At 67.9% G+C, this 19,403-nt stretch carries 18 protein-coding genes; 7 read left to right on the top strand and 11 right to left on the bottom strand.

What is annotated here, in order from left to right; translation table 11 throughout:
- Positions 1-8: 8 nt before the first annotated feature.
- Positions 9-992 (top strand): zinc-dependent alcohol dehydrogenase family protein, encoded by a 984-nt coding sequence (locus tag DK254_RS07110; RefSeq protein ID WP_109933214.1) that lies wholly within the window; start codon positions 9-11, stop codon positions 990-992.
- Between the two features lie 621 nt (positions 993-1,613).
- Here the strand turns inward: DK254_RS07110 and DK254_RS07105 are convergent.
- The 3 genes from DK254_RS07105 to upp form a co-directional block, all read right to left on the bottom strand.
- Positions 1,614-2,615, bottom strand: a complete 1,002-nt coding sequence (locus DK254_RS07105) for a lysylphosphatidylglycerol synthase transmembrane domain-containing protein (protein ID WP_109933213.1) — start codon at positions 2,613-2,615, stop codon at positions 1,614-1,616.
- A gap of 210 nt (positions 2,616-2,825) precedes the next feature.
- On the bottom strand, positions 2,826-4,115 hold the full coding sequence (locus DK254_RS07100) for a uracil-xanthine permease family protein (protein ID WP_109933212.1): 1,290 nt from the start codon (positions 4,113-4,115) through the stop codon (positions 2,826-2,828).
- A 3-nt stretch (positions 4,116-4,118) separates the two neighbouring features.
- Positions 4,119-4,757: a uracil phosphoribosyltransferase gene (gene upp, locus DK254_RS07095; protein ID WP_089389726.1), complete on the bottom strand. Its 639-nt coding sequence runs from the start codon at positions 4,755-4,757 to the stop codon at positions 4,119-4,121.
- Between the two features lie 215 nt (positions 4,758-4,972).
- Here upp and DK254_RS07090 point away from each other — a divergent pair, with 215 nt between their 5' ends.
- The gene (locus DK254_RS07090) at positions 4,973-5,530 is read left to right on the top strand and encodes a hypoxanthine-guanine phosphoribosyltransferase (protein ID WP_009615834.1); all 558 of its coding nucleotides are present in this window, start codon (positions 4,973-4,975) and stop codon (positions 5,528-5,530) included.
- A gap of 3 nt (positions 5,531-5,533) precedes the next feature.
- Complete coding sequence (locus DK254_RS07085; protein ID WP_089389725.1) at positions 5,534-6,010, top strand: WbuC family cupin fold metalloprotein; 477 nt, start codon at positions 5,534-5,536, stop codon at positions 6,008-6,010.
- A 26-nt stretch (positions 6,011-6,036) separates the two neighbouring features.
- Here the strand turns inward: DK254_RS07085 and DK254_RS07080 are convergent, their stop codons facing one another.
- Positions 6,037-7,368, bottom strand: a complete 1,332-nt coding sequence (locus tag DK254_RS07080; protein WP_109932575.1) for an IS4 family transposase — start codon at positions 7,366-7,368, stop codon at positions 6,037-6,039.
- Positions 7,369-7,490: 122 nt separating this feature from the next.
- Positions 7,491-7,946 carry a MaoC family dehydratase gene (locus DK254_RS07075; protein WP_109933211.1) on the bottom strand — a complete coding sequence of 152 codons (456 nt, stop codon included), beginning with the start codon at positions 7,944-7,946 and terminating at the stop codon, positions 7,491-7,493.
- A 152-nt stretch (positions 7,947-8,098) separates the two neighbouring features.
- On the opposite strand from DK254_RS07075, the gene DK254_RS07070 reads away from it, so the two are divergent.
- The 3 genes from DK254_RS07070 to DK254_RS07060 are packed head-to-tail and all read left to right on the top strand — an operon-like array spanning position 8,099 to position 9,782.
- Positions 8,099-8,467, top strand: coding sequence for a CidA/LrgA family protein (locus tag DK254_RS07070; protein ID WP_109933210.1), 369 nt, complete (start codon positions 8,099-8,101; stop codon positions 8,465-8,467).
- Positions 8,460-9,173 carry an LrgB family protein gene (locus DK254_RS07065; RefSeq protein WP_109933209.1) on the top strand — a complete coding sequence of 238 codons (714 nt, stop codon included), beginning with the start codon at positions 8,460-8,462 and terminating at the stop codon, positions 9,171-9,173. Before DK254_RS07070 ends, DK254_RS07065 begins: the two co-directional genes overlap by 8 nt.
- 18 nt (positions 9,174-9,191) lie before the next feature.
- The gene (locus tag DK254_RS07060; protein WP_089389676.1) at positions 9,192-9,782 is read left to right on the top strand and encodes an LON peptidase substrate-binding domain-containing protein; all 591 of its coding nucleotides are present in this window, start codon (positions 9,192-9,194) and stop codon (positions 9,780-9,782) included.
- A 166-nt stretch (positions 9,783-9,948) separates the two neighbouring features.
- Here DK254_RS07060 and prpD read toward each other — a convergent pair whose 3' ends face one another.
- From prpD to DK254_RS07030, 6 genes are all read right to left on the bottom strand, one after another.
- Positions 9,949-11,433, bottom strand: coding sequence for a 2-methylcitrate dehydratase (gene prpD / locus DK254_RS07055; protein WP_109933208.1), 1,485 nt, complete (start codon positions 11,431-11,433; stop codon positions 9,949-9,951).
- A gap of 243 nt (positions 11,434-11,676) precedes the next feature.
- Positions 11,677-12,864: a 2-methylaconitate cis-trans isomerase PrpF gene (gene prpF, locus DK254_RS07050; protein WP_109933207.1), complete on the bottom strand. Its 1,188-nt coding sequence runs from the start codon at positions 12,862-12,864 to the stop codon at positions 11,677-11,679.
- A 162-nt stretch (positions 12,865-13,026) separates the two neighbouring features.
- The gene (gene acnD / locus DK254_RS07045) at positions 13,027-15,636 is read right to left on the bottom strand and encodes a Fe/S-dependent 2-methylisocitrate dehydratase AcnD (protein WP_109933939.1); all 2,610 of its coding nucleotides are present in this window, start codon (positions 15,634-15,636) and stop codon (positions 13,027-13,029) included.
- Between the two features lie 18 nt (positions 15,637-15,654).
- Positions 15,655-16,815 carry a 2-methylcitrate synthase gene (gene prpC / locus DK254_RS07040; RefSeq protein ID WP_109933206.1) on the bottom strand — a complete coding sequence of 387 codons (1,161 nt, stop codon included), beginning with the start codon at positions 16,813-16,815 and terminating at the stop codon, positions 15,655-15,657.
- Positions 16,816-16,987: 172 nt separating this feature from the next.
- Positions 16,988-17,875, bottom strand: a complete 888-nt coding sequence (gene prpB, locus DK254_RS07035; RefSeq protein ID WP_109933205.1) for a methylisocitrate lyase — start codon at positions 17,873-17,875, stop codon at positions 16,988-16,990.
- Positions 17,872-18,594: a GntR family transcriptional regulator gene (locus DK254_RS07030; protein WP_089389670.1), complete on the bottom strand. Its 723-nt coding sequence runs from the start codon at positions 18,592-18,594 to the stop codon at positions 17,872-17,874. Before DK254_RS07030 ends, prpB begins: the two co-directional genes overlap by 4 nt.
- A 196-nt stretch (positions 18,595-18,790) precedes the next feature.
- Here DK254_RS07030 and DK254_RS07025 point away from each other — a divergent pair, with 196 nt between their 5' ends.
- The gene (locus DK254_RS07025; protein WP_109933204.1) at positions 18,791-19,402 is read left to right on the top strand and encodes a class I SAM-dependent methyltransferase; all 612 of its coding nucleotides are present in this window, start codon (positions 18,791-18,793) and stop codon (positions 19,400-19,402) included.
- Position 19,403: the final 1 nt, after the last annotated feature.

The following is a 19,403-nucleotide window of genomic DNA, read 5'->3' as shown; positions in this document are numbered from 1 at the left end:
GGTGAGCCATGCGCGCCATGTTGCTCGAACAGGTGGGCCAGCCGCTGCGACTGCGCGAGCTGCCCGTGCCGCAACCCGGCCCCGGCGAGCTGCGCGTGCGCGTGGCGGCCTGCGGAGTGTGCCGCACCGACCTGCACGTGGTCGACGGCGAGCTGCCGGCGGTGCCCCTGCCGGTGATCCCCGGGCACGAGATCGTCGGCTACGTCGATGCCCTGGGCGAAGGCGTCGAGGGTTTCGCCCCGGGCCAGCGGGTCGGCGTGCCCTGGCTGGGGCATACCTGCGGCCACTGCCCGCCCTGCACCCATGACAGGGAAAACCTCTGCGACGCGCCGCAATTCACCGGCTACACCCGGCCGGGCGGCTATGCCGAATACGTGGTGGCCGACGCGCGCTTCACCTTCGCCCTGGGCGAGGCGGGCGACGACGCCGAGCTGGCGCCACTGCTGTGCGCCGGGCTGATCGGCTGGCGCTCGCTGGTCAAGGCCGGCGACGGCCGGCGCCTGGGCCTCTATGGCTTCGGCGCGGCGGCGCACATCGTGCTGCAGGTGGCGCGCTGGCAGGGGCGCGAGGTCTACGCCTTCAGCCGGCCCGGCGACCACGCCGCCGAGGCCTTCGCCCGTTCCCTGGGCGCCGCCTGGGCCGGCCCGTCCGACCAGGCGCCGCCGCAGATGCTGGACGCGGCGATCATCTACGCCCCGGCCGGCGAACTGGTGCCCGCCGCGCTGCGCGCCGTGCGCAAGGGCGGCCGGGTGGTCTGCGCCGGCATCCACATGAGCGACATCCCCAGCTTCCCCTATTCGATCCTGTGGGGCGAGCGCGAGCTGGTCTCGGTGGCCAACCTGACCCGCCGCGACGGCCTGGAGTTCTTCCCCGTGGCCGTCCGCGCCGGGGTGCGCACCGAGGTGCAGCGCTACCCGCTGGAGCAGGCCAACCAGGCCCTGGACGACCTGCGCCACGGGCGCTTCCAGGGCGCGGCGGTGCTGGTGCCGTAAGAGTAGCGGCATGGTGTGGATGCCTGGCCATCGCGGACGGCACCACCGCTGCCCCACCTGTAGGAGCGCGCCCTGCGCGCGAAATCGCGGGCAGGGCCCTACGACCATGCTCGACCGTAGGGCGAATAACCGCTCGCGGTTATCCGCCGCCGGCCGGAACGCCGGTGCCCGACGGCGGCGGATAACGCCGTAGGCGTTATGCGCCCTACGGGTTGCAAGGGGGCGGCATAGGAGGGGTTGGGCTTGCAATACCCAACTGCCCCACCCGCGCCATTCCCCTGTAGGAGCGCGCCCTGCGCGCGAAATCGCGGGCAGGGCCCTACGACCATGCTCGACCGTAGGGCGAATAACCGTTCGCGGTTATCCGCCGCCGGCCGGAACGCCGGTGCCCGACGGCGGCGGCGGATAACGCCTTAGGCGTTATGCGCCCTACGGGTTGCAAGGGGGCGGCATAGGAGGGGTTGAGCTTGCGATACCCAGCTGCCCCACCCGCGCCATTCCCCTGTAGGAGCGCGCCCTGCGCGCGAAATCGCGGGCAGGGCCCGCTCCTACGGTTGTCGTGAGGCATTGAGTTTCCTCGCAGGAGGACTCCGTCCGCGATACCGCCGGCAGGGCCGGCGCCTAAGCGTCGCGGTTGCGCAGGCCGACCAGGCGGCGCAGCAGCGGGCGGCCGGCCATGATGGCGAACACCGGCGCGCCCGCCACCAGGTAGAAGTAGTAGGTCACCACCCGCCAGACCAGGATGGCCGCGGCCGCGGTCGGCTTGCCCACCAGCGGGCTGAGCAGCGCCAGCGAGGTCAGCTCGGTGCCGCCGGCGCCGCCCGGCAGCAGGGTGGCCAGGCCGGCGGCCAGGGACAGCAGCTGGATCAGGAAGGTCCAGGCCCAGTGCAGTTCCACGCCCATGGCCTGGAGGATCAGGTAGAGCACCGAGAAGCGCAGCAGCCAGTGGCAGCTGGTGAGCAGGAACACCAGGGCCAGGCGCCGGCGTGGCTGCTTGAGGCTGGTGACGATGCTGTCGCGGAAGTGCAGCAGCTTGCGCGCCAGGTGCAGGCGCCGTCGCGGCCCGACGTGCAGGCGCGCCAGCAGGCGGCCGTTGGCGCGGATCACCCGGCGCTGGAAGCGCGCCAGCAGCACCACGCCGGCGAGGATGCCGCCCAGCAGCACGGCGCTGACCAGCAGCGAGGATTCCAGGTTCGGGCTCAGGCTGTGGGACAGCGTGTAGCACAGCACCACCAGCAGGGCGCTGAGGAAGAACAGCAGGTCGCTGAGCTGGTCGACGGCGAAGATCGCGCTGCTCTGTGCCGGGCGCAGGCCTCGGCGGGCCAGCAGGGCCATCAGCGTCAGCGGCGCGCCGCTGCCGCCGGGGGTGGCGTAGAAGGCGAACTCCGAGGCCATGATGATGCCGATCGACTGCCGCTGGCTCAGCGGCCCGGCGCGGCCGGCCAGCAGCACGCGCAGCTTCTGGGCATTGATCAGCCAGCACAGCAGGATCATGCCGAGCAACAGCAGCAGGCTGTCCAGCGGGAAGCGCGCCAGTTGCTCGAGCATCGGCCGGCCGCCCAGCACCAGCGGCACCAGCGAGGCGCCGAGCAGGGCGATCAGCAGCCACCAGGCACGGCTCATGGCCGGGCCTGCGGGCGGGTGGGGCGCGCTCCGTTCAGGGCGGGGCGCAGGGCGTTACGGCAGACGGAAATGACATTTACCTCCGGGACTGTGCGCTTCCCTCTTCTGTGGACTACCAGCTCTGGCAGGCGTTCGCAGTCGCCGAGGGGAGTCTACGGCAGCCTCGGCAGCGGCGCCCCGGTCCTTTCGTCGGTCCGGGGCGCCCGGGGCTCACGGGTGTTCGCTCTCTTTGGCGCCTTCCTCCAGCGCCTTGTTCTGCCAGCCTTCCTCGCCGGGCAGGATCAGGTTCAGGAGGATGGCGACGATGGCGCACAGGGCGATGCCCTTCAGGCCGAAGTCGTCCGGGCCCGTGCCCGAGCCGATCAGCACGCCGCCGATGCCGAACACCAGGGTCACCGAGACGATGCACAGGTTGCGCGCCTGGGACAGGTCGACCTTGTGGCGGATCAGGGTGTTCATGCCCACCGAGGCGATGGTGCCGAACAGCAGGCAGAGGATGCCGCCCATCACCGGCACCGGGATGCTCTGCAGGATGGCGCCGAACTTGCCGACGAAGGCCAGGCCGATGGCGAACGCCGCCGCCCAGGTCATGATCTTCGGGTTGTAGTTCTTGGTCAGCATCACCGCGCCGGTGACCTCGGCGTAGGTGGTGTTCGGCGGGCCGCCGAACAGGCCGGCGGCGGAGGTGGCGATGCCGTCGCCCAGCAGGGTGCGGTGCAGGCCCGGGGTCTTCAGGTAGTTCTTGCCGGTCACCCCGCCCACGGCGATCACCCCGCCGATGTGCTCGATGGCCGGGGCCAGGGCCACCGGGACGATGAACAGGATGGCCTGCCAGTTGAATTCCGGCGCGGTGAACTTCGGCAGTTCCAGCCAGGGCGCGGCAACGATCTTGGCCACGTCGACCACGCCGAACACGAAGGACAGCGCGTAGCCCACCAGCACGCCGCTGATGATCGGCACCAGGCGCAGCATGCCCTTGCCGAACACGGCGACGATCAGGGTGGTGACCAGCGCCGGCATGGAAATCAGCATGGCGGTGCGGTAGGGGATCAGCTCGGTGCCGTCGCCGGCCTTGCCCATGGCCATGTTGGCGGCGATCGGCGCCATGGCCAGGCCGATGGAGATGATCACCGGGCCGATCACCACCGGCGGCAGCAGGCGGTCGATGAAGCCGGTGCCCTTGATCTTCACCGCCAGGCCCAGGAAGGTGTAGACGAAACCGGCGGCGACCACCCCGCCCATGGTCGCGGCCAGGCCGAACTGGCCCTTGGCGAGGATGATCGGAGTGATGAAGGCGAAGCTGGAGGCCAGGAACACCGGCACCTGGCGCCCGGTCACCAACTGGAACATGAGGGTGCCGAAGCCGGCGGTGAACAGCGCCACGTTCGGGTCCAGGCCGGTGATCAGCGGCATCAGCACCAGGGCGCCGAAGGCCACGAAGAGCATCTGCGCGCCGGAAATGACCTGGCGCCACAGCGGGTCATTGAATTCGTCGGCCATGGATCAGGTGTCCTTCTGCTTGGTGCCGAAGATCTTGTCGCCGGCATCGCCCAGGCCGGGGATGATGTAGCCGTTCTCGTTCAGCCCCTGGTCGATCGAGGCGGTATAGATGATGACGTCCGGGTGCGCGTCGGCCACCGCCTTGATGCCCTCGGGCGCGGCCACCAGCACCATGGCGCGGATTTCCTTGCAGCCGGCCTTCTTCAGCAGGTCGATGGTGGCGACCATGGAGCCGCCGGTGGCCAGCATCGGGTCGATGATCAGCGCGCGGCGCTCGGCGATGTCCGGCGCCAGCTTCTCCAGGTAGGTGTGCGCCTGCAGGGTCTGTTCGTTGCGCGCCACGCCCACGGCGCTGACCTTGGCCCCGGGGATCAGGCTGAGCACGCCGTCGAGCATGCCGATGCCGGCGCGCAGGATGGGCACCACGGTGATCTTCTTGCCGGCGATCTTCTCCACCTGCACCGAGCCGGCCCAGCCGGGGATCTCGTAGTTCTCCAGCGGCAGGTCGGCGGTCGCTTCGTAGGTCAGCAGGGCGCCCACTTCCTGGGCCAGCTCGCGGAAATTCTTGGTGCTGATATCGTGGCGGCGCATCAGTCCGATCTTGTGGCGGATCAGGGGATGGCGAATCTCGTGCACGGGCATGGACGGGTCTCCGGGAGGGGGCTGGCAAAAAATTGCGGTAGCGTAAAGCATCTTAGGGGCAGTTGGCAGTCGGTGCGCGACAAATAGCCGCCGGCTACCGGCTGCGGGAACCCGCCTGGCCTGGCGCGGGATTGTCGGCGACTTTCGTCCGCCGGTACTTGCTCCAGGGCAGAGGGATGGGTACCTTTGCGCACTTTTTCCGGGAGAGCCCGCCAATGTCCGTCGATCTCGCGCACATCCGCCAAGTCATGGCCGAAGCCGATTGCCTGTACAACGACGCCGAAGTGGACGCCGCCATCGGCCGCGTCGCCCAGGCGATCAACGCGGACCTGGCCGAGCGCAACCCGGTGGTGTTCTGCGTGATGAACGGCGGGCTGATCTTCTCCGGCAAGCTGCTGCCGAAGCTGGACTTCCCCCTGGAGCTGTCCTACCTGCACGCCACCCGCTACCGCAACGAGACCACCGGCGGCGAGCTGTTCTGGAAGGCCAAGCCGGAAATCTCCTTCATCGACCGCGACGTGCTGATCGTCGACGACATCCTCGACGAAGGGCACACCCTCTCGGCGATCATCGACTTCTGCCGCCACGCCGGCGCCCGCGAGGTGCACACCGCGGTGCTGATCGACAAGGACCACGACCGCAAGGCGCGCCCGGACCTGAAGGCCAACTACGTCGGCCTGTCCTGCGTGGACCGCTACATCTTCGGCTACGGCATGGACTACAAGGGCTACTGGCGCAACGCCCCGGGCATCTTCGCCGTCAAGGGCCTCTGAGCCGTGGCCGGGCCGCGTTTCCTCGACCAGGCCCTGTTCGCCGAATTGGCCGGGCAGGCGGCCGCCAACCCGCGCCGCCGCCAGCACCACAACCTGCACGCGATGGACGAGCCCTGCCACCGGCTGCTCAATGCGCTGCAGCCGGACACCTACGTGCAGCCGCACTGCCACCGCAGCCCCGACAAGGCCGAGAGCATCATCGTGCTCAGGGGGCGCCTGGGCCTGCTGGTCTTCTCCGAGGCCGGCGAGCTGCTCGCCACCCGCGAGCTGTCGCCCGAGGGCGACTGCCCCGGCGTGGACCTGCCGCCGGGCACCTTCCATGCCCTGGTGGCGCTGGCGCCGGACAGCCTGATCTTCGAATGCAAGGCCGGCCCCTACCAGGCCCTGGCCGACGACGAGCGCGGCGCCTGGGCCCCGCGCGAGGGCGAGCCCGGCGCGGCCGGGTACCTGGCCTGGATGCGGGCGCAGTTTTCGGCCTGACACCCGCGTCATGCGGGTAATGCTGTTCACTTAAGCGGAGCAGCATTGCGGTTCACCGGATAGCGGGTCTTCGAAATCTTCACCGCCCTTGGTCTTGCCGGCCTTGGGCGGCGATCCAGGAATAGCCCGCCGATCCCGGCCCGCAACTCCGCCAGGCGCCTTCCAGTGGCGGAAATCGGATTGGCTGCTGCCATCACGATCAGTTGAACGGCGATGTAATGAGCCACCGGCTTGAAGCGTATCTCGGATGCGGAACGGCCGAACGCTACCGCCGCCTGGCTCGCCTCACGGCGAATGACGTTGTAGCTCAGCAGCAACCCCCAGACTTCCTGATAGATCAGCTCAACCTTCTTGCTGCGCAGGGTGACCGCGTTCTGTTGCAGGGAACTCTTGATATCTCGGAAGCCCAGTTCGATCTCCCAGCGCTCCTGGTACAGATCGGCAACGGCCTTGGCGCTGTAGCGCTCGGCTGGCAGAGAGGTCAGCACGGTTTTCAGCTTGCCCTGACGTTCGTAGCTGACTTCACGTACCTCCCAGTAGGCCGGCAGCGCCGGGTTACGCTTTCGAGCCTGTGCCGACACCTTCATGCGCAGCAGGCGATCACGCTTGCCGTAACGGACCAGTTCTTCACCGACCAGGCCCTTGCGAGCCGGGATCAACCAGTGGCGGTTCGCCCCCGTCGTGGCGACGCCCAACAGCAAATCGGCACTCCAGAAGCCCTTGTCGAACAGGGTTACCGAGTGATCGGGGATTTGCTGAAGAAACTCGTCGGCCAAACGCATTTCACTGCGCCGGTAGGGGCTCAACTGGGCATCCAGGATCACGTGCGAGCGTACGTTCATCAACGCAACCAGGCGCATCATGGGAAACGGCGTCTGGCGGTCGGTGGCGGTGTTGCCGGAACCGAAATGCTTGCGCAGTTCAGTGCTGTCCGGGGTGCGCAGGAGTGCGCCATCCACCGCCAGGACCCGCAGATCCTGCCAGTTGTCTCCGTCATAGCGTTCGCACCCCCACTGCTTGCCGGTTTTGCGGAACAACCACTCGACCGGATCGGCGCCGAGCCGCTTACGGGCTTGGCTGATACCACTTCTCGCCAGCAGGTGGTCGGAAGCCAGGCCCTGAGCGCAGATATTCAGGCGCCTGGCCACTTCATGGACGGGCTCATCGCGGAACAACGCCATGCCCAGTACCAGCCAGAGCACCTGATCGGTAGGCAGACGCCGCCGCCGAATGCTGGCCTGTGAGGAAAGATGCAGTGCCGACTCCACCCACTCGATTGGAATGTTCTGGGTGAAGGTGCTCAGGTCGGAGAAGTTGAACAGGTCGCCCAGATCGAGCAGGTGCTGTTGGAAAGACATAAAAAATCCGATGCCAGAAGTCTGGCACCGGATTCTTGGGGAACACCTGCCGTGGCTCAAATGCTTAAGTGAACAGCATTACCGCGGGCGCGGGCTTTTTTGTGGGAGGCCGGGGGCCGGCGTCAGACGAAGGCCAGGCTCAGGGATTCGGCGATGTAGGCCGGCTTGGGCAGGCCCTCGATCTCCAGGGTGCAGCGCGCCTTGATCAGCCACTGCCCGGGGTTCTTCTCGTTGACGTCGAGGATGGTCACCTGCAGGCGCACCCGCGAGTCCACCGGCACCGGCTGGATGAAGCGCACGCTGTCCAGGCCGTAGTTGACCACCATCTTCGGGTTTTCCGGGAGCACCAGCAGGCCTTCGCAGAGCTTGGGAATCAGCGACAGGGAGAGGAAGCCGTGGGCGATGGTGCCGCCGAACGGGGTCTTCTTCGCCTTCTCCGGGTCCACGTGGATGAACTGGTGGTCCTCGGTGCATTCGGCGAACTGGTTGATGCGGTTCTGGTCGACGGTGAGCCAGTCGGAATGGCCCAGGTCCTTGCCAATGTAGTCCTTGAGGGTGCTGACGGGAACGAAAGGCATGTTTTCCTCCGCGAACGCGTGTTGTTGTTTTGGGCGTGCGATGCAGCATGGCACAGGTCGATGACGGCTGCGCACCTATGCTTGAAGCGAATGCCGTGCCATAGGCCGGGCGTACTTGGGCATAATGTCGGGCTTTTTCACAGGAGGTTGCCATGCTGCTTCGCGGCCTGACCTGGCTGGTGCTGTTCCAACTGCTGGGCACCGGCCTGAATGTTCTCATCCTGCCGATGATCCCCGGCCCCATCATTGGGCTGGTGCTGCTGCTGGCGTTCCTGCTGGTGCGTGGCGAGGTGGGCGAGCCGATCACCGAGGCGGCGTCCTCGCTGCTGCGCTACCTGCCGCTGCTGCTGGTGCCGCCGGCGGTGGGGGTGATGGTCTACGGCCGCCAGCTGCTGGCGGACTTCTGGCCGCTGGCCGGGGCCCTGGCGCTGTCGCTGCTGGGCTCGTTCCTGTTCGCCGGCTGGCTGATGCAGAAGCTGATCGACCGCCAGCGCGGCCACAAGGAGGCCCGCGATGCTTGACTGGCAAGGCGCCTGGCAGGCGGTCATCCACCACCCGCTGTTCTGCATCGGCATCACCCTGGCGGCCTACCAGCTGGCGCTGGCCGGCTACGAGCGCACGCGCTGGGTGTTCCTGCAGCCGGTGCTGGTGTCCATGGCGATGGTGATCCTGGTGCTGCTGGGCACCGGCATCGACTACCAGACCTACAGCGCCGGGGTCAGCGTGCTGACCGTGCTGCTCGGCCCGGCCACCGTGGCCCTGGCGGTGCCGTTGTTCCTCAACCTCAGGCGCATCCGCCAGCTGTTCTGGCCGACCCTGGCGACCCTGCTGGTGGCCGGCCTGCTGGCCACCGTGGCCGGCATCGGCCTGGGCTGGCTGTTCGGCCTGCGCGGCGAGCTGCTGATGAGCCTGGCGCCGAAGTCGGTGACCTCGCCCATCGCCATGCTGGTGGCCAACCAGATCGGCGGCGTGGCGGCGCTGGCGGCGGTGTTCGTGCTGATCACCGGGGTGCTCGGCGCCATCCTCGGCCCGGAGCTGCTGCGCCGCATCGGCGTGCGCCACCCGGCCGCCCAGGGCATGGCGCTGGGCATGACCGCCCATGCCGTGGGCACTTCCCGGGCCCTGCAGGAGGGCGAGGAATGTGGCGCCTTCGCCGCCCTGGCGATGAGCCTGATGGGCGTGGCCACCGCAGTGCTGCTACCGTTGGCGGTAGCCTTGATCGCCTGAAGCAGGAAGATTCACATCATGAAGTTGCCGCTCTTCCCCCTCAACACCGTGCTGTTCCCCGGCTGCCGCCTGGACCTGCAGATCTTCGAGGCGCGCTACCTGGACATGATCGGCCGCTGCATGAAGCAGGGCGGCGGCTTCGGCGTGGTGTCCATCGTCGAAGGCCGCGAGGTGGGCGAGGCCCCCGAGGCGTTCGGCAAGGTCGGCTGCGAGGCGCTGATCCGCGACTGGCAGCAGCTGCCCAACGGCCTGCTGGGCATCCGCGTCGAGGGTGGCCGGCGCTTCCGCGTGCTGGATACGCAGGTGCAGCCGGACCAGCTGCTGGTAGCCGACGTGGCCTGGCTGGAGGAGCTGCCCGACCAGCCGCTGACCGAGGAGCACGACGACCTGGCGGCGCTGCTCGGCGCCTTGTCGCTGCACCCGATGGTCGCCACCCTGGAGATGGGCGGCGAGGTCAGTGGCCAGCAGGAGCTGGCCTGCCAACTGGCCTACCTGCTGCCCTTCGAGCCGGAGCAGAAGCAGGTGCTGCTGGAGATGGACGACCCCACGGTGCGCCTGGCGCGCATCCAGGTGCTGCTGGAGCAGTTGCAGGGGGATCTGCTGGCCTGAGCGTTGTGGCCGCCCTGTAGGAGCGGATCTCATCCGCGAATCGCGCCGTTGGTTCCGGCTATCGCGGACAAGGTCCTACGGGGAGAGAATGCCATGCCTCACGGCAACCTGTAGGAGCGGGCCCTGCCCGCGATTCGCGCGCAGGGCGCGCTCCTACAAGAGCGCTTCAGATCACCAGCAAGTCCATGAACCTATGCACCGGCGTGGCCTCCAGCTGCGCCGGGTCGTTGCACAGCGCGGCTATCCGCGCGCAGCGCTGCGGGGCGAAGCGGGTGGCCAGGGCGTTGCGGAACTTGGCTTCCAGCAGCGGAATGCCTTCGGCGCGCCGGCGGCGGTGGCCCACCGGGTATTCCACCTCGATCTTCGGCGTGCTGCTGCCGTCGCTGAAGAACACCTGCACGGCGTTGGCGATGCTGCGCTTGTCCGCCTCCAGGTACTCGCGGGTGTAGCGCGCATCCTCCACCACTTCCATCTTCTCGCGCAGGCGGTCGATCAGCGGGTGCGCGGCGTGGAAGGCGTCCTCGTAGTGTTCCGCTTCCAGGGTGCCGTAGATCAGCGGCACGGCGACCATGTACTGGATGCAGTGGTCGCGGTCGGCGGCGTTGGCCAGCGGGCCGGTCTTGGAGATGATGCGGATCGCCGATTCCTGGGTGGCGATGACGATGCGGGTGATCTCGCTGATGCGGTTGCGCACCAGCGGGTGCAACTGCACCGCGGCTTCCACGGCGGTCTGCGCGTGGAACTCGGCGGGGAAGCTGATCTTGAATAGCACGTTCTCCATCACGTAGCTGGCGAAGGGCTGCGGCAGGCGGAACCGGCGCTGGTCGTCGGGCTTGAGCGCCAGGTCCTTGTTGGTATGGCTGAACAGCACGTCGTAGAAGCCCCATTGCGGCGCGCTGAGCACGCCGGGGATGCCCATCTCGCCGCGCAGGGCGATGTCCGCCAGGCGCAGGCCGCGGCTGCTGGCGTCGCCGGCGGCCCAGGACTTGCGCGAACCGGCGTTGGGCGCGTGGCGGTAGGTGCGCAACGCCTGGCCGTCGACGCAGGCGTGGGAGAGGGCGGAAAGCAGCTGCTCGCGGTCGGCGCCGAGCAATCGTGCGCTCACGGCCGTGGAGGCGAGCTTGACCAGGAACACGTGGTCCAGGCCGACGCGGTTGAAGGCGTTCTCCAGGGCGAACACGCCCTGGATCTCGTGGGCCAGGACCATGGACTCCAGCACGTCGCCCATGCTCGGCGGCGGCTCGCCCCTGGCCTGGGCCAGCTGCGCCAGGTGGTCGGCGATGGCGAGGATGGCGCCGAGGTTGTCCGACGGGTGGCCCCATTCGGCGGCCAGCCAGGTGTCGTTGTAGTCCAGCCAGCGCACCAGCGCGCCTATGTCCCAGGCTGCCTTGACCGGGTCCAGGCAGAAGCGCGTGCCCGGCACCCGGGAGCCGTGGGGCACCACAGTGCCGTCCACCTGGGGGCCGAGCAGCTTGGTGCATTCGGGGAAGCGTAGCGCCAGCAGGGCGCAGGCCAGGCTGTCCATCAGGCACAGCCGCGCGGTGTCACGGGCCTCGGCGGAGTCGACGCGGTAGGTCAGGACGTAGTCGGCGATCTGCTGCAGGACGACGTCGTAGTCGGGGCGGGTGTTCGGATCGGCGTTGGTGCTCATGGCGTGCTCCTTCGCGGTAATCCGGGAGAGTCTAGACGCTGGAGGCGGATACCCTTGGCAACGGAGCCATCACGGACGTAGGGCGTATAACCGTTCGCGGTTATACGCCGCTACACCGACCTCGTGCCCGGCTCCTCGGCCGAGCCCGGAGTGCCTTGAAACAGGCGCTCCGTGGCCAAACCCGGTACGCGCCTGAAACCAAGGTCAAACGGCGGATAACGTGGAACGTTATCCGCCCTACGCTCAGAAGGCGTCGCCCGGCACCCGCACCCAGCCTTCCATGAGGATGCGCGCGCTGCGGCTCATGATGGCCTTGGTCACCGTCCATTCGCCGTCCACCCGTTTGGCCTCGGCGCCCACGCGCAGGGTGCCGGAGGGGTGGCCGAAGCGTACGGCGGTGCGCTCGCCGCCACCGGCGGCCAGGTTCACCAGGGTGCCCGGCACGGCGGCGGCGGTGCCGATGGCCACGGCGGCGGTGCCCATCATGGCGTGGTGCAGCTTGCCCATGGACAGCGCGCGCACCAGCAGGTCGACGTCGCCGGCCTGCACCTGCTTGCCGCTGGAGGTGCGGTAGTCCTTGGGCGGGGAGACGAAGGCGATCTTCGGCGTGTGCTGGCGGGTGGCCGCTTCTTCCGGGGTCTTGATCAGGCCCATGCGCAGGGCGCCGGCGATGCGGATCTTTTCGAAGCGCGCCAGTTGCTCGGGATCGGAGTTGATGTCCTCGCGCAGCTCGGTGCCCTTGTAGCCGATGTCCTCGGCGTTGACGAACACGGTGGGGATGCCGGCGCTGATCATGGTCGCCTTGAAGGTGCCGACGCCGGGCACTTCCAGGTCGTCCACCAGGTTGCCGGTGGGGAACATGGAGCCGCCTTCCTCGCCGTCGTCGGACGGGTCGAGGAACTCCAGCACGATCTCGGCGGCGGGGAAGGTCACCCCGTCCAGCTCGAAGTCGCCGGTCTCCTGGACCTGGCCGTTGGTCACCGGCACGTGGGCGATGATGGTCTTGTTGATGTTGGCCTGCCAGATGCGCACCACGCAGGTGCCGTTGTCCGGGATGCGCGCCGGGTCGACCAGGCCGGCGTGGATGGCGAAGGCGCCGGCGGCGGTGGAGAGGTTGCCGCAGTTGCCGCTCCAGTCGACGAAGGCCTTGTCGATGGAAATCTGCCCGTAGAGGTAGTCGACGTCGTGGTCGGGCTGGCTGCTCTTGGACAGGATCACGCACTTGCTGGTGCTGGAGGTGGCGCCGCCCATGCCGTCGATGTGCGCCGAGTACGGGTCGGGGCTGCCGATCACGCGCATGAACAGCTTGTCGCGCGCCGCGCCCGGCACCTGGCAACGCTCGGGCAGGTCCTGCAGGCGGAAGAACACGCCCTTGCTGGTGCCGCCGCGGATGTAGGTGGCGGGGATTTTCACTTGGGGTACGTGGGGCATGGGGTCGCTACCTGAAAGTTCGAGGGGGGCAACCCTCTTCCCCCGCCCTCTCCCTGAAGGGAGAGGGAGCCGTCCGTGCCGGCTGACGCATTGGTTTCATCCTGCGCCGAACGGTCCCCTCTCCCTTCAGGGAGAGGGTCAGGGAGAGGGGCTCTTGTTACATCACGCCGCGGACGACTCGAGGAAGTCCTTGGCGAAGCGCTGCAGCACGCCGCCGGCCTTGTACACGCTGACGTCGGCGGCGGTGTCCAGGCGGCAGGTCACCGGTACCCGGACCACTTCACCGTTGCGCCGGTTGACCACCAGGGTCAGGTCGCAGCGCGGCGACAGTTCGCCCTCGATGTCGTAGGTCTCGGTGCCGTCCAGGCCCAGTGTCAGGCGCGTGGTGCCCGGCTTGAACTCCACCGGCAGCACGCCCATGCCCACCAGGTTGGTGCGGTGGATGCGCTCGAAGCCCTCGGCCACGATCACCTCGACGCCTGCCAGGCGCACGCCCTTGGCCGCCCAGTCGCGGGACGAGCCCTGGCCGTAGTCGGCGCCGGCGACGATGATCAGGTTCTGCTTGCGGTTCATGTAGGTTTCGATGGCTTCCCACATGCGCATCACCTTGCCTTCCGGCTCCACGCGGGCCAGCGAACCCTTCTTCACCGCGCCATCCACGACCGCCATCTCGTTGACCAGCTGCGGGTTGGCGAAGGTGGCGCGCTGCGCGGTCAGGTGGTCGCCGCGGTGGGTGGCGTAGGAGTTGAAGTCCTCCTCCGGCAGGCCCATCTTGTGCAGGTACTCACCAGCGGCCGAGTTCATCAGGATGGCGTTGGACGGCGACAGGTGATCGGTGGTGATGTTGTCCGGCAGGATCGCCAGCGGCAGCATGCCCTTGAGCGTGCGCTCGCCGGCCAGCGCGCCTTCCCAGTACGGCGGGCGGCGGATGTAGGTGGACATCGGGCGCCAGTCGTACAGCGGGCTGTCGGCTTCCTTCACGCTGCCCAGGTCGAACATCGGGATGTACACCTGGCGGAACTGTTCCGGCTTCACGCTGCTGGCGACGATGGCATCGATCTCTTCGTCGGACGGCCACAGGTCCTTCAGGGTGATGGGGTTGCCGTTGGCGTCGGTGCCCAGCGGGTCCTGCTCGATGTCGAAGCGCACGGTGCCGGCGATGGCGTAGGCCACCACCAGCGGCGGCGAGGCGAGGAAAGCCTGCTTGGCGTAGGGGTGGATGCGCCCGTCGAAGTTGCGGTTGCCCGAGAGCACGGCGGTGGCATACAGGTCGCGGTCGATGATTTCCTGCTGGATCTTCGGCTCCAGCGCCCCGGACATGCCGTTGCAGGTGGTGCAGGCGTAGGCGACGATGCCGAAGCCGAGTTTCTCCAGCTCGGTCAGCAGGCCGGCCTCTTCCAGGTACAGCCTGGCGACTTTCGAGCCTGGGGCAAAGGAAGTCTTCACCCAGGGCTTGCGCACCAGGCCCAGCGCGTTGGCCTTCTTCGCCAGCAGGCCGGCGGCCACCACGTTGCGCGGGTTGGAGGTATTGGTGCAACTGGTGATGGCGGCGATGATCACCGCGCCGTCGGGCATCAGGCCGTGGGCCTCTTCGTCGCGGCCGGATTCCAGCTTGGCCTCGTCGGCGATGCCGCGCTCGGCCAGCGCCGAGGTCGGCAGGCGGCGGTGCGGGTTGGACGGGCCTGCCATGTTGCGCACCACGCTGCCCAGGTCGAAGGTCAGCACGCGCTCGTACTCGGCGGTCTTCAGGGCGTCGCCCCACAGGCCGAGGGTCTTCGCGTAGTTCTCCACCAGCGCTACCTGCTCGGGCTCGCGGCCGGTGAGCTTGAGGTAGTCGATGGTCTGCTGGTCGATGTAGAACATCGAGGCGGTGGCGCCGTATTCCGGGCACATGTTGGAGATGGTCGCGCGGTCGCCGACCGACAGGCTGTCGGCCCCTTCGCCGAAGAACTCGACGTAGGCACCGACCACGCGTTCCTTGCGCAGGAACTCGGTCAGCGCCAGGACGATGTCGGTGGCGGTGATGCCCGGCTGGCGCTTGCCGGTCAGCTCGACGCCGACGATGTCGGGCAGGCGCATCATCGACGGGTGGCCGAGCATCACGGTTTCCGCTTCCAGGCCGCCGACGCCGATGGCGATCACGCCCAGGGCGTCCACGTGCGGGGTGTGCGAGTCGGTGCCGACGCAGGTGTCGGGGAAGGCCACGCCGCCGCGCGCCTGGATCACCGGGCTCATCTTCTCCAGGTTGATCTGGTGCATGATGCCGTTGCCGGCGGGGATCACGTCGACGTTCTTGAACGCGGTCTTGGTCCACTCGATGAAGTGGAAGCGGTCCTCGTTGCGACGGTCCTCGATGGCGCGGTTCTTCTCGAAGGCCTCGGGGTCGAAGCCGGGGGCTTCCACGGCCAGGGAATGGTCGACGATCAGTTGCGTCGGCACCACCGGGTTGACCTTGGACGGGTCGCCGCCCTGGTCGGCGATGGCGTCGCGCAGGCCGGCCAGGTCGACCAGCGCGGTCTGCCCGAGGATGTCGTGGCAGACCACGCGCGCCGGGTACCAGGGGAAGTCGAGGTCGCGCTTGCGGTAGATCAGTTGTTCCAGCGCGGCAGTCAGCAGTTCCGGCTCGCAGCGGCGCACCAGCTGCTCGGCCAGCACGCGCGAGGTGTACGGGAGTTTGTCCCAGGCACCAGCCTGGATCTCTTCGACGGCCGCACGGGCGTCGAAGTAGTCCAGTTGTGTGCCGGGCAGGCTTTTACGGTATTTGCTGTTCATCAGGCTATTCACCATTGTTCAGGGGCGGTCCTTGAGCGGAACGAACTTCAGGTCCTCGGGACCGGTGTAGTTGGCGCTCGGGCGGATGATCTTGCCGTCGATGCGCTGCTCGATGACGTGGGCGGACCAGCCGGCGGTACGGGCGATCACGAACAGCGGGGTGAACATGGCGGTGGGCACGCCCATCATGTGGTAGCTGACGGCGCTGAACCAGTCGAGGTTGGGGAACATCTTCTTGATTTCCCACATCACGCTTTCCAGGCGCTCGGCGATGTCGTACATCTTGCTGTTGCCCTGCTCGGCGGACAGCTCGCGGGCGACTTCCTTGATCACCTTGTTGCGCGGGTCGGACACGGTGTAGACCGGGTGGCCGAAGCCGATCACCACTTCCTTCTTCTCGACGCGGGCGCGGATGTCGGCTTCCGCCTCGTCCGGGTTGTCGTAGCGCTTCTGGATCTCGAAGGCCACCTCGTTGGCGCCGCCGTGTTTCGGGCCGCGCAGGGCGCCGATGGCGCCGGCGATGCAGGAGTACATGTCGGAGCCGGTGCCGGCGATGACGCGCGAGGTGAAGGTGGAGGCGTTGAACTCGTGCTCGGCGTACAGGTTCAGCGAGGTGTGCATGGCGCGCACCCAGGACTCGCGCGGCTTCTCGCCGTGCAGCAGGTGCAGGAAGTGGCCGCCGATGGAGTCGTCGTCGGTCTCCACGTCGATGCGCTTGCCGTTGTGGCTGTAGTGGTACCAGTACAGCAGGGCGGAGCCGAGGGAGGCCATCAGCTTGTCGGCGATGTCGCGGGCGCCGGGGTGGTTGTGGTCGTCCTTCTCGGGCGACAGGCAGCCGAGCACGGACACGGCGGTGCGCATCACGTCCATCGGGTGGGCCGACGGCGGCAGGGTTTCCAGGGCGGCCTTGACGCCCGCCGGCAGGCCGCGCAGGGCCTTCAGCTTGGCCTTGTAGCCGGCCAGTTCGGCGGCGTTGGGCAGCTTGCCGTGGACCAGCAGGTGGGCGATTTCCTCGAATTCGCAGCGGTTGGCGAAATCGAGCACGTCATAGCCACGGTAGTGCAGGTCGTTGCCGGTGCGGCCGACGGTGCACAGGGCGGTGTTGCCGGCGGCGGTGCCGCTCAGGGCCACGGATTTCTTCGGCTTGAAGCCGGTGGTGGTTTCGGCGGTAGCGCTCATCGCGTCTCTCCTCATCAAATCCGGTTGCTTGTTCTTGTTGCGCCAGTGTGGGCCGGGCGCTCGGTTCGAGTCTGGTCGGCGGATAATGCCTGTGGCGTTATGCGCCCTACGGTCTTTCAGGTTTGGGCGTAGGGCGAATAACGCGCAGCGTTATCCGCCGTTGTCGCCCGGGTTACTTCTTGCCGGCAGCGAACAGCGCGTCGAGCTTCTGCTCGAAGGCGTGGTAGCCGATGCGGTCGTACAGCTCCGCACGAGTCTGCATCAGGTCGATGACGTCTTTCTGATGGCCCTGCTGGCGGATCGCGGTGTACACCGCCTCGGCGGCCTTGTTGGCGGCACGGAAGGCCGACAGCGGGTAGAGCTGGATGGCCACGCCGACCGAGGCCAGCTCGTCGCGGGTGAACAGCGGGGTGGCGCCGAACTCGGTGATGTTGGCCAGCACCGGCACGCCCAGGGCCTCGACGAAGCGCTGGTAGGTCGGCAGGTCGTAGGCGGCCTCGGCGAAGATGCCGTCGGCACCGGCTTCCACGTAGCGCAGGCAGCGCTCGATGGCGGCGTCCACACCCTCGGCCTGGATGGCGTCGGTACGGGCGATGAGGAAGAAGTTCGGATCGGTCCTGGCGTCGGCGGCGGCCTTCACGCGGTCGGCCATTTCCTCGGTGGAGACGATTTCCTTGCCCGGACGGTGGCCGCAGCGCTTGGCGCCGACCTGGTCCTCGATGTGCGCGGCGGCGGCGCCGGCCTTGATCAGGCTCTTGACCGTGCGCTCGATGTTGAAGGCGCTGGGGCCGAAGCCGGTGTCGATGTCCACCAGCAGCGGCAGGTCGCAGACGTCGGTGATGCGGCGCACGTCGGTGAGCACGTCGTCCAGGGTGTTGATGCCCAGGTCCGGCAGGCCCAGGGAGCCGGCGGCGACACCGCCGCCGGAGAGGTAGATGGCCTTGAAGCCGGCGCGCTTGGCGAGCAGGGCGTGGTTGGCGTTGATCGCACCGATCACCTGCAGCGGTTTCTCTTCGGCAAGGGCGGTACGGAAACGCTGGCCGGGGGAAAGCAGACTCATGACTCACCTCGTTCGTTGGCTGTCTTGGCTTGGGCGTCCAGGTAGTGACGCTCGATGTTGCGCTTGGAAGCGCCGATGTGACGGCGCATCAGCAGTTCGGCCAGTTCGCCGTCACGGTCGGCGATGGCATCGAGAATGCGGTGGTGCTCGGCGAAGGCCTGGCGCGGCCGGTTCGGCGTGGCGGAGAACTGCAGCCGGTACATGCGTACCAGCTGGTACAGCTCGCCGCAGAGCATGCGGGTGAGGGTGCGGTTGCCGCTGCCCTGGATTATCCGGTAGTGGAAGTCGTAGTCGCCTTCCTGCTGGTAGTAGCCGCGCCCGGCCTGGAAGGCCTCGTCGCGCTCGTGGGTGTCGAGCACCCGGCGCAGTTCGTCGATCTCGGCCTGGCTCATGCGTTCGGCGGCCAGGCGGCAGGCCATGCCTTCCAGGGATTCGCGGATCTCGTACAGCTCGATCAGCTCGGCATGGCTCAGCGACACCACCCGCGCGCCGACGTGGGGCACGCGCACCAGCAGCTTCTGCCCTTCCAGGCGGTGGATCGCCTCGCGCAGCGGGCCGCGGCTGATGCCGTAGGTGCGCGCCAGCTCCGGCTCGGAGATCTTGCTGCCCGGGGCGATATCGCCCTTGACGATGGCCGACTGGATCTTGCGGAACACGTGTTCCGACAGGGTCTCGCCGTCGCCTTCGACGTCGCTGGGCAGGAGCAGGGATTCGTTCATGGTGTCGACAATCCACATCAGGTGCGGCGGAAATTAACCTCGAATATTTGTCCGGTCAAGTGGATTGTCGACAATCGTCTAATAGGCGGCCGGGTTATGCGCAAAGCGTCCAGGGAATCCTGCGGATGGCCGAAAAGCCCCGCGCGGCGCGACCTGCACTGCGCTAGGCTGGGCGAAACCGCAAGGGGGGAAGACGATGGGCGTCTACGACCGCTACCTGCTGCCATGGCTGATCGACTGCGCCTGCGGCATGGGCCAGGTGATGAAGCAGCGCTCGCTGCTGGTGCCGCGGGCCCGCGGCCGGGTGCTGGAGATCGGCATCGGCACCGGGCTGAACCTGGGTTTCTACGATGCGGGGAAAGTGTCGACAATCGTCGGCGTCGACCCGGCGGCGCAGATGCAGGGCCTGGCGCGCAAGCGCGCGGCGGGCATCGGCATCCCGGTGGAGATGGTGGCGCTGGAACTGGGGCAGATTCGCGCCGATGCCGGCAGCTTCGACTCCGTCGTCTGCACCTTCACCCTCTGCACCATCCCGGACGTGCTGGCGGCGCTGCGGGAGATGCGCCGGGTGCTCAAGCCGGGCGGCGAGTTCCTCTTCTGCGAGCACGGCCTGGCGCCGGACGCCGGCGTGCGCGCCTGGCAGCACCGCCTGACGCCGATCTGGAAGCCCCTGGCCGGCGGCTGCCACCTGGACCGCGACATCCCGGCGCTGATCGCGGCCGGCGGCTTCCAGGTGCGCGAGCTGAGCCGCGAGTACCTGCCGGGGCCGCGGCCGATGACCTATGTCTACAAGGGGATGGCCGACTGAG

It is taken from the genome of Pseudomonas sp. RW407, from assembly GCF_003176655.1.
Lineage (GTDB): Bacteria > Pseudomonadota > Gammaproteobacteria > Pseudomonadales > Pseudomonadaceae > Pseudomonas > Pseudomonas delhiensis.
The sequence above is the reverse complement of the archived record's forward strand: the minus strand, read 5'-3'. Positions and strand labels throughout refer to the sequence as shown.

Coding starts and splice junctions, on each gene's coding strand:
- upp (WP_089389726.1), bottom strand. CDS start 4,757: ATGCCCGTGCACGAGATTCGCCATCCCCTGATCCGCCACAAGATCGGA.
- DK254_RS07030 (WP_089389670.1), bottom strand. CDS start 18,594: ATGAACGAATCCCTGCTCCTGCCCAGCGACGTCGAAGGCGACGGCGAG.
- DK254_RS07080 (WP_109932575.1), bottom strand. CDS start 7,368: ATGTCTTTCCAACAGCACCTGCTCGATCTGGGCGACCTGTTCAACTTC.
- DK254_RS07100 (WP_109933212.1), bottom strand. CDS start 4,115: ATGGCCGACGAATTCAATGACCCGCTGTGGCGCCAGGTCATTTCCGGC.
- acnD (WP_109933939.1), bottom strand. CDS start 15,636: ATGAACAGCAAATACCGTAAAAGCCTGCCCGGCACACAACTGGACTAC.
- prpB (WP_109933205.1), bottom strand. CDS start 17,875: ATGAGTCTGCTTTCCCCCGGCCAGCGTTTCCGTACCGCCCTTGCCGAA.
- prpD (WP_109933208.1), bottom strand. CDS start 11,433: ATGAGCACCAACGCCGATCCGAACACCCGCCCCGACTACGACGTCGTC.
- DK254_RS07070 (WP_109933210.1), top strand. CDS start 8,099: ATGCTGCTTCGCGGCCTGACCTGGCTGGTGCTGTTCCAACTGCTGGGC.
- DK254_RS07090 (WP_009615834.1), top strand. CDS start 4,973: ATGTCCGTCGATCTCGCGCACATCCGCCAAGTCATGGCCGAAGCCGAT.
- DK254_RS07025 (WP_109933204.1), top strand. CDS start 18,791: ATGGGCGTCTACGACCGCTACCTGCTGCCATGGCTGATCGACTGCGCC.
- prpF (WP_109933207.1), bottom strand. CDS start 12,864: ATGCCCCACGTACCCCAAGTGAAAATCCCCGCCACCTACATCCGCGGC.
- prpC (WP_109933206.1), bottom strand. CDS start 16,815: ATGAGCGCTACCGCCGAAACCACCACCGGCTTCAAGCCGAAGAAATCC.
- DK254_RS07065 (WP_109933209.1), top strand. CDS start 8,460: ATGCTTGACTGGCAAGGCGCCTGGCAGGCGGTCATCCACCACCCGCTG.
- DK254_RS07105 (WP_109933213.1), bottom strand. CDS start 2,615: ATGAGCCGTGCCTGGTGGCTGCTGATCGCCCTGCTCGGCGCCTCGCTG.
- DK254_RS07060 (WP_089389676.1), top strand. CDS start 9,192: ATGAAGTTGCCGCTCTTCCCCCTCAACACCGTGCTGTTCCCCGGCTGC.
- DK254_RS07110 (WP_109933214.1), top strand. CDS start 9: ATGCGCGCCATGTTGCTCGAACAGGTGGGCCAGCCGCTGCGACTGCGC.
- DK254_RS07075 (WP_109933211.1), bottom strand. CDS start 7,946: ATGCCTTTCGTTCCCGTCAGCACCCTCAAGGACTACATTGGCAAGGAC.